The organism is Candidatus Poribacteria bacterium (genome assembly GCA_026702755.1).
Lineage (GTDB): Bacteria > Poribacteria > WGA-4E > WGA-4E > WGA-3G > WGA-3G.
In genome coordinates this window covers 1-13,883 of sequence record JAPPBX010000061.1, presented here as the reverse complement: position 1 = coordinate 13,883, position 13,883 = coordinate 1, and the positions used below count along the sequence as shown (strand labels likewise).

Annotated in this window: 11 protein-coding genes; 10 read left to right on the top strand and 1 reads right to left on the bottom strand. The window is 44.7% G+C overall.

All coding sequences use genetic code 11. The features are described from left to right. Nucleotides 1-25: 25 nt before the first annotated feature. From OXH39_11025 to OXH39_10995, 7 genes are all read left to right on the top strand, one after another. Nucleotides 26-760 carry a cupin domain-containing protein gene (locus OXH39_11025; GenBank protein MCY3550980.1) on the top strand — a complete coding sequence of 245 codons (735 nt, stop codon included), beginning with the start codon at nt 26-28 and terminating at the stop codon, nt 758-760. A 147-nt stretch (nt 761-907) separates the two neighbouring features. Beyond that, a complete protein-coding gene (locus tag OXH39_11020; GenBank protein ID MCY3550979.1) occupies nt 908-3,445 on the top strand; it encodes an alpha-galactosidase in 2,538 nt (845 codons plus the stop codon). Between the two features lie 192 nt (nt 3,446-3,637). Next, nucleotides 3,638-4,270, top strand: a complete 633-nt coding sequence (locus tag OXH39_11015; protein MCY3550978.1) for a uracil-DNA glycosylase — start codon at nt 3,638-3,640, stop codon at nt 4,268-4,270. A gap of 83 nt (nt 4,271-4,353) precedes the next feature. Then, nucleotides 4,354-5,904 carry a DNA methyltransferase gene (locus OXH39_11010; GenBank protein MCY3550977.1) on the top strand — a complete coding sequence of 517 codons (1,551 nt, stop codon included), beginning with the start codon at nt 4,354-4,356 and terminating at the stop codon, nt 5,902-5,904. 2 nt (nt 5,905-5,906) lie between these two features. Further along, a complete protein-coding gene (locus tag OXH39_11005; GenBank protein MCY3550976.1) occupies nt 5,907-6,995 on the top strand; it encodes a hypothetical protein in 1,089 nt (362 codons plus the stop codon). Between the two features lie 200 nt (nt 6,996-7,195). Continuing rightward, nucleotides 7,196-7,981, top strand: a complete 786-nt coding sequence (locus OXH39_11000) for a hypothetical protein (protein ID MCY3550975.1) — start codon at nt 7,196-7,198, stop codon at nt 7,979-7,981. A gap of 43 nt (nt 7,982-8,024) precedes the next feature. After that, nucleotides 8,025-9,938, top strand: a complete 1,914-nt coding sequence (locus OXH39_10995) for a TIR domain-containing protein (protein ID MCY3550974.1) — start codon at nt 8,025-8,027, stop codon at nt 9,936-9,938. Between the two features lie 103 nt (nt 9,939-10,041). On the opposite strand, the gene OXH39_10990 is transcribed toward OXH39_10995, so the two are convergent. Continuing rightward, nucleotides 10,042-10,827: a LamG domain-containing protein gene (locus OXH39_10990; GenBank protein MCY3550973.1), complete on the bottom strand. Its 786-nt coding sequence runs from the start codon at nt 10,825-10,827 to the stop codon at nt 10,042-10,044. A gap of 503 nt (nt 10,828-11,330) precedes the next feature. Between OXH39_10990 and OXH39_10985 the strand changes: the two genes are divergently transcribed. The 3 genes from OXH39_10985 (at nt 11,331) to OXH39_10975 (ending at nt 13,653) form a co-directional block, all read left to right on the top strand. After that, entirely contained in the window at nt 11,331-11,819 is a 489-nt protein-coding gene (locus OXH39_10985) for a Rieske 2Fe-2S domain-containing protein (protein ID MCY3550972.1), read from the top strand. Between the two features lie 106 nt (nt 11,820-11,925). Beyond that, a complete protein-coding gene (locus tag OXH39_10980) occupies nt 11,926-12,696 on the top strand; it encodes a cytochrome b N-terminal domain-containing protein (GenBank protein MCY3550971.1) in 771 nt (256 codons plus the stop codon). A 90-nt stretch (nt 12,697-12,786) separates the two neighbouring features. Next, nucleotides 12,787-13,653, top strand: coding sequence for a cytochrome C (locus tag OXH39_10975; protein ID MCY3550970.1), 867 nt, complete (start codon nt 12,787-12,789; stop codon nt 13,651-13,653). The last annotated feature ends 230 nt before the right edge of the window (nt 13,654-13,883 follow it).

Here is a 13,883-nt window from a genome sequence, read left to right as displayed (position 1 = left end):
TGTGCTTTAGGGACTGAAGAAAAAAATGAAAATCTTGAATCTGCAATCCGGAACGCCCTTTCAAATGGGGAAAGGTAAAAATTGGCGTGTTGTGCATCCCGATATGGGTTCCAAACAGTTGACGCTGAACCACGGAGTTCACGCCCCCGGTCAAGAATTTACACAGCATTACCACGATGCCTCGGAAGACGCGATTGTTGTCTTGGAGGGTGGTGGGGCTATTCGACAGGGGGAGGTTTATACACCGATTGCTGTGGGCGATGTTATTTTTGTGCCTGCAGGGGAGGTCCACGGAACGGTGAACACAACGCCGAATATGGCGCGTCTCATTAGTTTCCAGGCTCCGCCGGATATGGCACTCTACCGGGGTGAACGGGATACTCCCGATGAAGCCCCGATGCCCCAAGATGGACATCGGAGTAACGTTCAGGTGATCAATATGGCGCGTAGTGGTCCCGTTTTTGGGAAATCCACCGATTGGCGTAGCGTGGTCTCACCCGAAAAAGGCTCTGTTCATCTCTCCTTGGATTACATTTCCCTCAACAAAGGTGAGCGTTTTACACATGAACCGATAGATAGTGAAGCGATTTATGTGCTAAAGGATGGAAATGCTGGTGTGACAACTGGGACTGGTGAAACGTGCGAATTGGGACAACATGATGTCCTCTTTCTTTCTCCTGGAGACACCTTCTCGCTTTCCCAAGCAGGAGATGAACCGACAGCGGTCATATCTTGTTGGGCAGTTGCCCCTTTCGATTAGCGAAACTTGCACTCCTATATTATTAAGGTGGTGGAGGTTTCGCTTGTCGTTTTGATTGCCCTTTTTAAAGGGGATGTCTGGCAAGATTTCGGCTTCTGAATAGGTACGGCAGATTCTTTACGCAAAGATGAAAAGGAAATTAAATGGATGAGAGCAGATGATATAGAAGTCTCACGGCAGGGGAATCTCGCCGTGATAAACCACAGTAAGTATGAGATTAAATTTAACCTTTCAAAAGGAACATGGGATTACATTGATGAGGGCGGTGCCACAATTATTCGGGACGGGTGTGCCCAGATAACGCTTAAAGATGGGAGCGTCGTCAAAATGGAAGACGCTGGCACCCGCGAATTTATCACCGAGCTCTCGGAGACGGATGTTTTCGGTGACTATCACCAGATTCGCTTCTCGCACGAAGCGACAGGTAAAGGGGTTCGGATAAACACTTACCTCAATTGCTATGCCGCTCACCCTGCCGTCCACCTCAAAGTTGGCGTTGAGAACCTAAAACCGGAACCGCTGCAACTGGATAGCATGACGGTGCTTGGCGTTTCAGGGAACCGTGGGGCTGTGCTGCTCGGAGATGCCTCGTCAGATTATCATCTCTTTATCAACATGCCTCCTGTTTCTCCCGGTGTCAGTAAAAGGTTGTATGAGGGGTTTCTACTGAGTGAGACCGAGGCTATGCATCCCAGTCACGATGGTATCCTTCACGATACAAAGAGTGGTAAGGCACTTGTCTTCGGTTTCTTGACGACTGAGAAATGGTGGCCCCGAGTTCAGATTGGATGTCAAGATGCCAATAAGGGGCGCGGCTCGCAAGGGCAGCGGAAAAAATCATCGGCATCCGCTGTTAACCCGTGGGCACTTTATCATCAGTGTGAACAGCAGTGCGCCTCCGGTGAAGAAATCACCTCCGAAACTGCCTATATCAACTTTACAGAGGGGGCTACGGCAGCCTATAAACATTATACTGAGTTGGTGGCGCGGAGCGTTGAGCAAGCGTCTGGATCCGTACCGGCATGTCGTAAACCGATTACTGCATGGACGTTTCCGGATACACAAGAATCCCTTGACACGAACGCCATTTTAACGCAAACGGATGCCCTCGCCGAGAATCCACTGTTTCAGCCAGGTTACACTGGCGGTATTGATTATATCCAATTAGATGCGGTGTCGGAATCAGAGTTGGGGAGTGTTGCAGAAAGTTCAGAGGCTTCGGCACTACAAGATGGTGGCGGGATCCAAGCGGTTGCCAATCAAATCCGGGCAAAGGGTTTTAAGGCGGGCATCCGTTTTAATCCATTCTGTGTGTCACTTGATTCGGAACTTCTGAAGAGCCATCCAAACTATTGCATACAGGAACAGACCACGTCTCGTCGTGGAAAAGGAAATTCTCGTAGTCGTTCAGGGCGTAATAGTTACAAACCTGCCACAGTCCATCTGCCAGAGGGTGGTAAAGAGGTTGCCCTCTTGGACGTTTCGCATCCGGAGGTGCAATTGCGCATTCGTGGACAGATTAAACAGATTGTCAACGAGTGTGGGTATTCCCTCATCAACGCAGATTTCACGCCTTATACAACAGGACTCACGAACGGTTCACACAACTTGCATTGGCACGACAGCAACCTAACTTCAGTGCAGCTTTATCGGCTCGCTGGAGAATTAATCAGGAATGCGATCGATGATGCACGCTCGGAAAGGTCACCTTTTTTTAAAGAGGACGTTTTGCTTGCAGGATACAATGCCGTTCCGGGTCCCTGCATCGGTAGTATTGGTGTTAGTGCCCCACTCCTGAGTTCTTCGGTTTCCACTGACGGTGCGGTCTCCAACCGCACAAGCGACCCTTGGCATCATCAGCGTGGCACGAAGCATCGCTTGAGTAGATATGCAGCACATATAAGGGAACATAACGTTCTCTGGGGGCATGTTTTTGGTGAGATTGCTGTTGATGAACCACGACCTATCAACGAGGTAATCGTGGAGGTAACAGCGGCTGCGTTGAGTGGTGGAACAGTCTTCTGCGCCGATCAATTCGCGACCCTCACTTCGTCGCGCGCTGCATACTTGGCAAAAATCTTCCCACTCATAGGTGAAGCGGCTACACCGGTAGACCTTTACGATGAACCTTTTCCTAAAATATGGAGCCTACCGGTTTCAACGCCTCGTGAAACTTGGCATCTCGCTTCTGTCTTCAACTGGGATGACCACGAGAGTGATGCTTACTTTGAGTTAGACGCGCTTGGGTTGCCTGCGTCTAAAGAGTTTCTCGTTCACGATTTCTGGATGCGCCAATATCTTGGAAAGGTTTCAGACGGTGTGACCTTGTTGAACATACCGCCTCGTTCTGCCAAACTGCTCTGCTTCCGCGAAGAGCAAGATGTACCGCAATTGCTCGCTACGGATATGCATTATACGCAAGGTGGTGTTGAAATTCTGTCTGCGGGTTGGGATAGTCATAGTGAAAGTTATCTGCTTGTTTGCAAACCGCTTAGACAGGCTGATGGTACCTGCTTTATTCATGTGCCAGAGGATTACTTACCGACAAGCGTGGCAACTTACGGCAGCGATTATCAGTATGAATGGGACAAACCGATCTGTAAATTAACATTTACGGGAATCCAACCGAATAAGTTGGTGCAAGCCAGCATTCACTTTGCGAAAACTTCGGGTGGAACCTTGTAGTTTCAGTGGTAGTTTGTTCTAAGGAAATCGGTCTCCAACCAAAGTAGGTGCGGAATGTAATACAAGGAATGGATTTAGTCTAACCCCAGACTAAATCCCCTAACCGCACGGAATCTGAAAAAGTGACGGTTCTCATGCCTGAATCGGCTGAGCTATTTATGAGGGAATTTGTAGAAAAATTGGTGTGAGGAGATGAATAGTACGCATACCCAGATACAAGCCCTTAAAGCGCGCGCCAGCACTTGTACAGCTTGTGATTTGGCGAAGACCCGTGCGAATGTTGTTTTCGGTAGCGGGGATTCTACGGCGAAATTAGCAATTGTTGCGGAGGGACCCTCCGCTGCCGATAATCACACAACATTTCCATTTTCAGGTCCTGCTGGCGATTTGCTTGATGAAGTTTTAGCGGCAAACGAGTTAACGCGTGCAGATATCTGGCTCACGAACATCATTAAATGTCGTGCAGCAAGTCTGAAGGGCGGTGTGTTGAAAAATCGTCCGCCGAAGGCATCAGAGATTAAGGCGTGTGCTAAATGGCTTGACGGAGAGCTTACGTTGATGCTGCCCTCGGTGATTCTCTGTATGGGTGCCCCTGCAGCAAAAACTCTTATTGATCGCAGTTTCCGCATTACGGAGGAACGCGGGGTCTGGTTTACGGATACCCACTATGCGCCGTTTGCCATGGCGACGTTTAACCCTGCTTATGTACTACGACAAGAGGGCGAGAATTTTACAGCACTGCGCCAAATCGTCATTGACGATATTGCCGAGGCGGTGCGGAAACTGCAGGAACCGATCGAAGTTCCCAAACTAACGCTTTTTTAAAATGAAAATACGGTTTAAAAAATCGGCAAACCAAAAAGAAACTTGGAGATGGTGCTCAATCAACAAATCTTGGGAATTAAAAAATGGTAGAAAACTTGCAAGCCACATTTGACTTCGAGGAAAATAGGGAGGTCGGTGTCCAATTATCGCCTGATCGTCCTTGTGATACTCATCTACCAGCAGGGTACAAAGGATTCGCCAGTTTCCACAAATATTGGGGGAAAAAGCCAATTGAATCATGGCAATTTCTAATAGATAAATTAACAGAACCCAATAGTATTGTGTTGGACCCATTTCTTGGTTCTGGACTTATCGCTAAAGAATGCATCGCTCGAGATCGCAGATTTATTGGTTTTGATGTCAATCCTATCAGTATTGAATTGACAAAACTTTATCTGCAGGCACCGGACTACATGGATTTAAGAAATGCTGTTTGTCACATTGACAATCGTCTTAAGGTGCTCATTAATTCTATGTACCTTTTGCCGGATGGAAATCTCGCTACGCATATTCTGTGGGAGAATGAGCGAATAACACAGGTGTGGACGAAACGTGGCGCGAAGCGGGTTGAGCTTACCTTGGCTAAAGAAGAAATGGAGAGACTCCAAAGCGTGGAAATGTACGAACCACGTCTACTAAGGGAGCTCCGGTTGTTTGATAATTCGCGAATTAACTCACAGAAAACCTGTAACTTTACAAAACTTTTCACCCCGCGTGCGTTGCGATCAATTGACTTAATCAAGGCTGAAATAGAGCAGTACTCCGGTGATTTAAAGAGAGCTCTCTATCTGATCCTTTCAGCATCAGTAGGTCAAATGTCTAAGATGGTTTTCGCTGTTTCAAAGAGAAATAAAACCAAGGACGTGGAAGCAAAAATTGATAAGCGAGTTGATCGTCTTCGTGATAGCAGATCTATTGAGGTAGGAAGTTGGGCTGTTGGGTATTGGCAGCCAGCCCGACATTTTGAAATAAACGCATGGAATTGTTACACTACCAAAGCTCGAAAATTATTAAAAGCTGTCGCGGAAGCAGGATTAACAAAACCGGTGGTAATTTCGCCGTCTCTAAGCTGTTTTATAAGTGAACACCAAGCAGCTTATATCCAGCAAGGTGACTCCGAAGTCCTTCTGAAGGATATACCGACAGGCGCAATCAAAGTCGTTTTAACGGATCCACCTCATGGAGATCGGATCCCTTATTTAGAGCTCAGCGAAATGTGGAATAGTATAATCGGTCTTGAATCAAACTATGAAGATGAACTCGTTGTCTCAAATGCGAAGGAGCGTGGTAAAGATATATCTGCTTATAACAAGAAATTGGCATCAATTTTTCATGAATGCTCTCGGGTATTGGAGAAAAATGGCGTTTTGGCAATTATGTTTAATGCGCGTTCAACGGATTATTGGGATAACCTGTGCGAATTGGAAGCCTCTTCAGATCTCGTCTATTTAGGATGTTACCCTGTTGCATATTCTGCTGGATCGATTCTTCAAGATAACAGAAGAGGAGGATTAAAAACAGATTTCGTGTTACTATATGGCAAATCCATGAACAAGGAAGATCAAGTCCCGATTATAGATGCTTTTAGAAGGACGAATGGATGGACAACCCGACATCCTAAGAAGATTTATTGAAGATGTTAAACTTCAACACAGCGGTGAATCTCTACAAAAACGATAAAATTCAAGAACTTGCGGGGACAGATGAGGGAATGCGGTTTTTGAAACTACGTTCGCTCTCGCGAAAAAAACACCTTGATTACCTAATCCGTAAATTTGAAGTGGAAGTAGGAAACCTTAAGTCAGCACAGTGGCTGCAGTTTATTTATGAATCGGCTATCCAATTGGAAGATATAGATGATATTATACAAGAATTGTTTGAAGAGGAACGGAAAATTCGACGCGATAACGAACAACAGTTAATCAATGAGTTGTATAAAATCCAGTCTTTTGATTGGGGAGGATTACATCAGAATAGTTTAGAAACAACAATTGTGAACAAATATGTAAAACAGATTACCTCTTATGAATCCTTACAAAACGAGATAGAAGGCGATCTTCATAAGAGTTTGCGGGCTTATGTAGTAGCTTCATGGTACAACCATTGGAGTTCTATCATCATTGAAGATATTTTTAAAGAACATGTCAATGTGATTCCAGCAATTGGACAAATAAAAAAAATTGACTTTTTCGTTAACAATAAACCTTTTGATTTGAAAGTCACCTATTTGCCTGAAGGATATATTAAAGATCATCGTAAATCTCGTGGTTTTCGTCCGGAATTAACATTGATGAAAGGCTTAGCTAGGGAACTCGATATAGGATTTGACAAGTCAGCAACGGATTCAATATTGATTCCAGATTTATGGCGTAAACTCGACGACAATCCGCATCGTAATGCCCGGAAACTAATACGTGAACTGCAAAAATACCGAGAGACATTGTTAGACGACTGTATAGCGAATTCGGAACCACTTGTTAGATGGTTGTATGAAAACCAAGGCACACGGCGTTTTGATGCTTCAAACCGGTTATTTTTGGTTTTGGTAGATAAAAGCGATTTTTTTAATTCGTGGAAGTTGAAAAGAGCTAGGTCCCTAATTTCAGAGCACGTGACCAATTATTTAACCGAGGTCGGTCAAGATATTGGTTTTCAGTTGGATTTCCTCTGGGAAGGTGAACCTTACTCAACTGAAGCAGATGTAATATTCGTGATTAAGCAGTAGTATCCGTCACATCAAGGCATTCAGTTTGCTATTTTCTGAAAAGAGTTGACGCGCGTTGGAATTGCATTTATACTTTCTATGCTAATCTCAATCTGTAGACGCGTTAATGAATATCATATCGAGTTTGATTGATATGCTCAACAACCAAAAATATCGCAATATCATGTAAATGGTAAAAAGTTGTAAACCGGAGATCAAAAATGGGTCATAGGCGAATAGGTGTTCTTCCGACAAGTCAAAGGTGGCAGGATATTGCTCAATTGATTGCTGGGGAGCATATATCTGATGCCGAAGTCGCGGACATTGCCCAAAAGACAATCCAGAATGTTAGGTCTCGGTTTCGTCATATTGAACGAGATGATGGCGTTTTGGGGACGTTTCAATTCCTTGTCAATCTTGCTATTGCTTCACGTGAAACAGATCCACAAGCCTGGCTATTGAATATTGGGATTGAACTTCCTGATAATCTTACACCACTTTCGTTTGCGAAAGCTGTCAATGCTTATGTTGCACCAAAGAAAGATTCTCTTGAGTACGGTGAAATGGCGCAAAAAGCTGCTAGTGATGCAATTTCTATTTGGTACCATCAGAATCAACCAACAACAGGGAGTCTTTTCAAGTCATTGGAGGATCCGTTTGAAGTGTGGCGTAAAGCCGGAAGTGGCGCAGGATTCTGTGAGTTATCGCGTCTGTTTTTCGCAAAGTTTACGCAACGGTATTTAGAATATTTTCTTCAAAGAGCATCCCCAGCGACTTTGGGGGGTATTGACGAACGAGCCCAATTTAATCAACAACTTGCAAAACATGTTGATGATATTTCCTTGCATGCCTTTGAGACGGCGAAGATTACACAGTCTTTTGCGGCGGGTTGGTTTAATGAACGCTTAAAAGGAGGCGTTCCAAACGAAAAAGAAATTGAGGGATTTCTCTCAGTCGCTTTTGGGAAGATACGTGATGCCTTGCAACAGGAGGACGATAAGGAATGAGAAATGTCTCTCCTCGAATTGTCCCCTATGTAACGGTGCTGATTTGCCTCAGCAATGGGCTCAATATGAACCTTTGATTCTTGAATATAGTGAGGCTGCTAACAACACCCAAAATGTCAACCTTTCTTTGTCCAGCTTTGTCCGTAGTGTTGGTCATCTTCCGGATCGTATTCTTGATTTATTGGAGATTGCCACCTATGTCTTTTGTGCGGATCGGCTGATTTTACGTGGAAATAAAACCAGTGTGGAGTACCATGGTTGGTCGCGATTATTTCACTTTGCCATTAAGGTCCGGGATTGGGATTTCTGGAACACTATTGAGGTGAAGGAAAAACTTAAAGAGGCCCTTGTTTTCATGTCAGGGGATCAAGCTTATCATTTTACCTTTCAGCCCGGACATTCAACCCAACTATCAGGCTTGTTTGATGGTGAGGAGTTTCAAATTGAATCCCAGCAAAATACAAAAATTATACTTTTTTCAGGTGGACTTGATTCGTTGGCTGGAATCGTTAGCGAGCTTGAAAGTTCTTCCGACCAACTTTACCTCGTTAGTCATCGCTCTGGTCAGCCCGCGACAGCAAAAACGCAAGATCAACTAGTTGATGCCCTTGAACAGTATTATCCAAATCGAATCAAATACTACAAATTTAATTGCAGCTTACACGGAATTGGACGGAAAGAAGAAACACAGCGAACCCGCGCTTTTTTATACACATCTATCGCTTATGCATTGGCGTACGCTTTTTCTCAGCGAGAAATTTTTGTTTATGAGAACGGAGTAACTTCAATAAATTTTCCCACTCAACAGAATCAGATGAACGCAAGGGCTAGCCGTACAACGCATCCAAAGACGATAGCTTTTCTTGAAAATCTCTTTCATTTGTTTGCAGAAACCGATCAACCGAGGGTCAAAATTGTTACCCCTTTCCTATGGAAAACCAAAACAGATATCTTTCATATCCTAAGTAAAGTTGGACGAAGAGATTTAATCTCAAGTACGGTATCTTGCAGCCATACATCCCATAATCGTGGGAAAGTGACTCATTGTGGTGGTTGCTCGCAATGTATTGATAGAAGATTCGCCGCCTATGGTTCGGAATTGGATGATGTGGACGATGTTGGTATTTACACCTCGGATTTTATTCGCAGCGGAATTGAGAATGATGAAGTTAAGACTATGTTACTTGATTATGTTTATCAAGCAAAGGAGTTCGCTTCATTGAATCTGGACGGCTTTTATTTACAAATGTTTAGTGAGTTAGCTGATTTCATTGATTATATTCCTGGAGCGAACGAGCAGGAGAAAGTTGAAAACATTTGGGAACTCTGTTGTCGTCATGGTAAACAAGTAGGTGCTGCCATCCGCAGAATACAAGCGATACATGATGATCCGTTTCTTCTATTACCAGAAGGTTCGTTTCTCCAAATGATTGCGGAAAGAGAGTATTTACCCGAACCAATTCAAGAACAACAACGGAGTAGAACAATGAATTCAAGATTGGAGCCAAATAGTGTTAAACTTTTTTATGCTTACTCACATCAAGATGAAGAGTTACGGCAACAACTTGAGAACCACCTATCTATTTTGAGAAGGCAGAAAGTCATCATAGATTGGCATGATCGAAAAATAGGGGCTGGTAGAGAATGGGAAGGAGAGATTCATGAGCATCTGAATACTGCTCATATAATACTCCTGCTTATTAGTTCTGACTTCCTTGCATCCGATTATTGTTATGATGTTGAGATGAATCGAGCACTGGAAAGGTACAACGCTGAAGAAGCCCGTGTGATTCCAGTAATACTTCGTCCTGTTGACTGGAAAGACGCACCCTTTGGTAGACTTCAAGCATTACCTAGGGACGCGAAGGCTGTGACACGATGGGAAAATCAAGATGAGGCATTTGTGAATATTGCAAGGGGAATCAGAAAGGCTGTTGAGGATCTCAATCAGACCTGAATCTATTATGAAAAAATTGCCTCTGCTAAAGTATATCAATAAGAAATTCCAATCATACCTCCGAGGGCGCGCTTTTCAAGCGCGCCTACCGGAGAGTGCCTACCTATTTGTCCGTAAATTCTGACTTAATTTTACCCCAAATTGTTGCAGCTTTGTTTGCTGCTTCAACAGCGAGGGTGTCTTCTAAACCGTTCTCCATGAGCATTTGAATGTCGTCTTCCTCCAATGCGACATCAAAGAGTAGCATTTCATCGAACATGCCTTCCCACTCTCTGCCGCCACCACTCCATGAACCGATACGTCCGGGTCCAAATTCTCCGGGCAAGGGACCCCATTTGCCCTCGGCATCAAGTTCACCGTCGAAGTAGACGCGAACGAATTCATCCGTGCTGCTATAAGCAACTGCGAGATGAAACCATTTATTTAGGGTATCCTTGTCTGCTGTAAAATCCGAATTGGGCCAACCCGGATGTCGCACTGGGTTGTTGGAGTGAATCGCCATCTCCATCTTGTTGTCTGGACGGAATTGATAGTGGACAAACCCAGGAGACCAACCATCACGGTTAAAGAAACATCTCCACAGCCCAACCCTACCTGTCGAATTAAACCATTTTAGGAGTGTAAAGTCCTCAAGTGGTCCAATTTCTGGCACAGTGACCCAAGCATCCTTACCGTTAAGTTCAATGGCGTTACCGAATTTACCCTTCACCCATTTAGCACCGCCAACAAGGTCACCATCGTTGCCATTGTCGGATGAATCTGCAGCGACTTTTCCACTTTTTTCGTTGAACAACCACGCACCAACAATAGATTCTGGGTCAATTTCAGCGGTGCTAAGTTGTGTAAACATGAGAGTTATGGTGATTAAACTGATTATCAAGCGTATCATCTTGGTTCCTCCTTCGTTCGGTTGCTGGTTCCTGAAAACTGGGAAATCATCGGGTAGATTATATCATAAATCGTTGAAGAATTGAACAAAATTTTGCTCGTTTTGTTACAAATTGGATAGTTCACCTCAGCGATTTCCTATAGACTCTGTCCGTTTTGTTGAGCTTTGCAGTCCTTTAAAATGTTGATCGAAAAGAAAGGGCGTGTTCACCTATAATTTTTTTTAAAATTCTGTGAAAAAATTTAAAAAGTGGTTGACAAACTTTTGAAGACATGTTATAATAATTAACGCTCGTGGCGTGAAATTGCTTTGGGCAAACTTTGTGCTCTTTTAATCAAACCAATCTGAAATTGATGCGCCTGTCCTGTTTGTGTAAAACGGACTTTCAAATGCGGCAAGATTTTGGTGACATTTATTTTCAACTGGTTTATAATAATATACGATTTGCCTTATAATTCGTGGGTGTTGCGTGTAAGCATTGCCTGCAAGATTCGGGGGTAGAAGTGGAATCGCGACGTAAATTTTTCAAATCTCTCGGTTGGGGGACTTTCGTTGCAGCATCGGGTTTGGCCTTCGGACCGGGATTGGTTCGGTATCTGTATCCACGCGTGCTGTTTGAACCCTCCTCCGTTTTTAAAGCAGGATTTCCGGCTGAATATCCACCGGGCAGCGTTAGTGAAAAGTTCAAAAAAGAGCCGTTTGGTGTCTGGATTGTCCGAAAACAGGACGGTGAATTCTATGCACTTTTAACTATCTGTACACACCTCGGATGCACACCTCGCTGGCTCGGCTCTGAAAACAAATTCAAGTGTCCGTGTCACGGTAGTGGTTTTGACCGAGAGGGCTTAAACTACGAGGGTCCGGCGCCACGACCTCTTGAACGGGTTAAAATTACGTTAGCAGAAGATGGCCAGATCGAAATCGACAAGTCTGTGAAGTTTTTAGGTGAGAAGGGGCAGTGGACCGATCCAGGCTCCTTTTTGAAGGTCTGAAGAAAGGAGAGCATTTGTGCCTGGCTTCGGTTAGGCAGAAAAGGGGTTTCGGCGTTGTGGGGGCAACGTACTGCTAAAGTCCACGTCGAAACTTGCTAAAGAAAGTATGAACGAAGAACGTAAAGGGCTCAAAGAAAAGATTACGAATTCCGACATTTGGCGCTCTATATTCCGCCACGGATATGAACAAACGGGGCGTCGCTACACCTTACAGGTTCTCCAAAACGTCTGGTTGCATCTCCATCCTCCTCGGATTTCTCGGCATGCACTGAACTTCCGCTTTACATGGTGCATGGGCGGCATCACTTTTCTCATGTTTCTCGTGACAGCCGTCACCGGCGTGCTCCTAATGTTCTATTACCGTCCAACGGCTGAATATGCTTTCCACGATGTCCAGTACCTTGAATTTGATATTCCATTTGGGATGCTTCTGCGGAACATGCACCGCTGGGCGGCACACGGGATGGTTATCTCGGTGATGTTGCACATGTTTAGGGTTTTCTTGACGGGTTCGTATAAGAAACCACGAGAGTTCAACTGGGCAGTCGGTGTTATCTTGTTACTCGTGACATTTTTCCTGAGTTTCACGGGTTACTTGTTACCTTGGGATCAATTGGCATTTTGGGCTGTGACTGTAGGAACGAACATGGCACGTGCGACCCCGGTTTTAGGACATGAAGGCCCATTTGCTCCGCAAGACATCACACAAGCGAACGATGTCCGATTTGCACTGCTGGCGGGTACAATAGTAGGTCCCTCAACGCTGTTGAGGTTCTATATTTTACACTGCGTTGCAGTTCCGTTGTTAGCAAGCGTGCTGATGGCTTTGCATTTCTGGCGTGTGCGTAAAGATGGCGGCATCTCTGGCCCTCTATAAAGGAAATGTAGCAGCGAATCTTTTGTGTGGTGAATGGGACGCGGTCCCTATTAGCATGGGCAAGGAATCCAATCTTCAAAGGAGCAGAATATGGAGAATTTTATAGCACTGGTGACGAAACCGGATAATGTCCCCATTGTTGCTATTCTCTTTTTGATACCTTATTTTATTTGGCTTTCATATCGACAGGCACGCCAGACGGACAAGACAGGTGTCCCTTCGGATGCCGCTCTTAACGATAAAGTCTACGTGTGGCCCTACCTGTGCCGAAATGAGTTTATCTGTGCGATTATCGTGATGTTGGTGCTGGGTGTTTGGTCGATTATGATTGATGCGCCGCTTGAGGAACCGAGCGACCCGACGAAGACACCGAACCCTTCTAAAGCCCCGTGGTATTTCCTTGCACTCCAAGAAATGCTTGTTTACTTCGACCCATGGATTGCCGGGGTGGTGCTGCCGGGTCTGATTATCGCGGGCTTGATAGCTATTCCCTACATTGACACAAATCCAAAAGGTAAGGGTTATTATACAATCAAGGAGCGTCCGTTCGCGCTCAGCGTATTCTGCTTCGGATTTATTATTTTATGGATTGTTTTGATGGTTGTCGGTACATTCCTCAGAGGCCCCGGATGGAATTTCTTTATGCCTTGGGAGAAGTGGGACCCGCACCTTGTTGTTCCATTGACGAACGTGAATTTGTCGTATCTTTTCGGCATTCGAGATCCAAATACTGCGAACTTTTTCGGGTTTGTTGTCGTTGCGGGCTATTTCGCGATCGGTCCTATTTTCTACTTATGGAAGCGTAAAGGTAGCCATTTCCTGCAGGAGCTTGGTCTTGTTCGATATATCATCGTCTCATTTCTGTTCTTAACTATGCTCGCGCTGCCGATAAAAATGATCCTGCGCTTGACTTTGGATATAAAATATATCTGGGTATCCCCGTGGTTCAATATCTAACGAGGCGGTCGCACCCTTTACGGTATATTATTGGCAATGACATCGTAATGTATTAATCGACATGGAGGGAGAAGATTTCGTGAGGAACAAAAAGGAAATTCCTGCTGAGAGTAAGTCGTATTCTGCTTTGTTCTTTATTCTGTCTGGGTTGTTAGGACTGGTGACCTTATGGGGATTCTGGAGTGAGATGATTACCCGCCGCCCATGGAAGCAGATCCAGCAGCAATTTT

Coding starts and splice junctions, on each gene's coding strand:
- OXH39_10980 (MCY3550971.1), top strand. CDS start 11,926: ATGAACGAAGAACGTAAAGGGCTCAAAGAAAAGATTACGAATTCCGAC.
- OXH39_11010 (MCY3550977.1), top strand. CDS start 4,354: ATGGTAGAAAACTTGCAAGCCACATTTGACTTCGAGGAAAATAGGGAG.
- OXH39_11000 (MCY3550975.1), top strand. CDS start 7,196: ATGGGTCATAGGCGAATAGGTGTTCTTCCGACAAGTCAAAGGTGGCAG.
- OXH39_11025 (MCY3550980.1), top strand. CDS start 26: ATGAAAATCTTGAATCTGCAATCCGGAACGCCCTTTCAAATGGGGAAA.
- OXH39_10975 (MCY3550970.1), top strand. CDS start 12,787: ATGGAGAATTTTATAGCACTGGTGACGAAACCGGATAATGTCCCCATT.
- OXH39_11005 (MCY3550976.1), top strand. CDS start 5,907: ATGTTAAACTTCAACACAGCGGTGAATCTCTACAAAAACGATAAAATT.
- OXH39_10990 (MCY3550973.1), bottom strand. CDS start 10,827: ATGATACGCTTGATAATCAGTTTAATCACCATAACTCTCATGTTTACA.
- OXH39_11015 (MCY3550978.1), top strand. CDS start 3,638: ATGAATAGTACGCATACCCAGATACAAGCCCTTAAAGCGCGCGCCAGC.
- OXH39_11020 (MCY3550979.1), top strand. CDS start 908: ATGAGAGCAGATGATATAGAAGTCTCACGGCAGGGGAATCTCGCCGTG.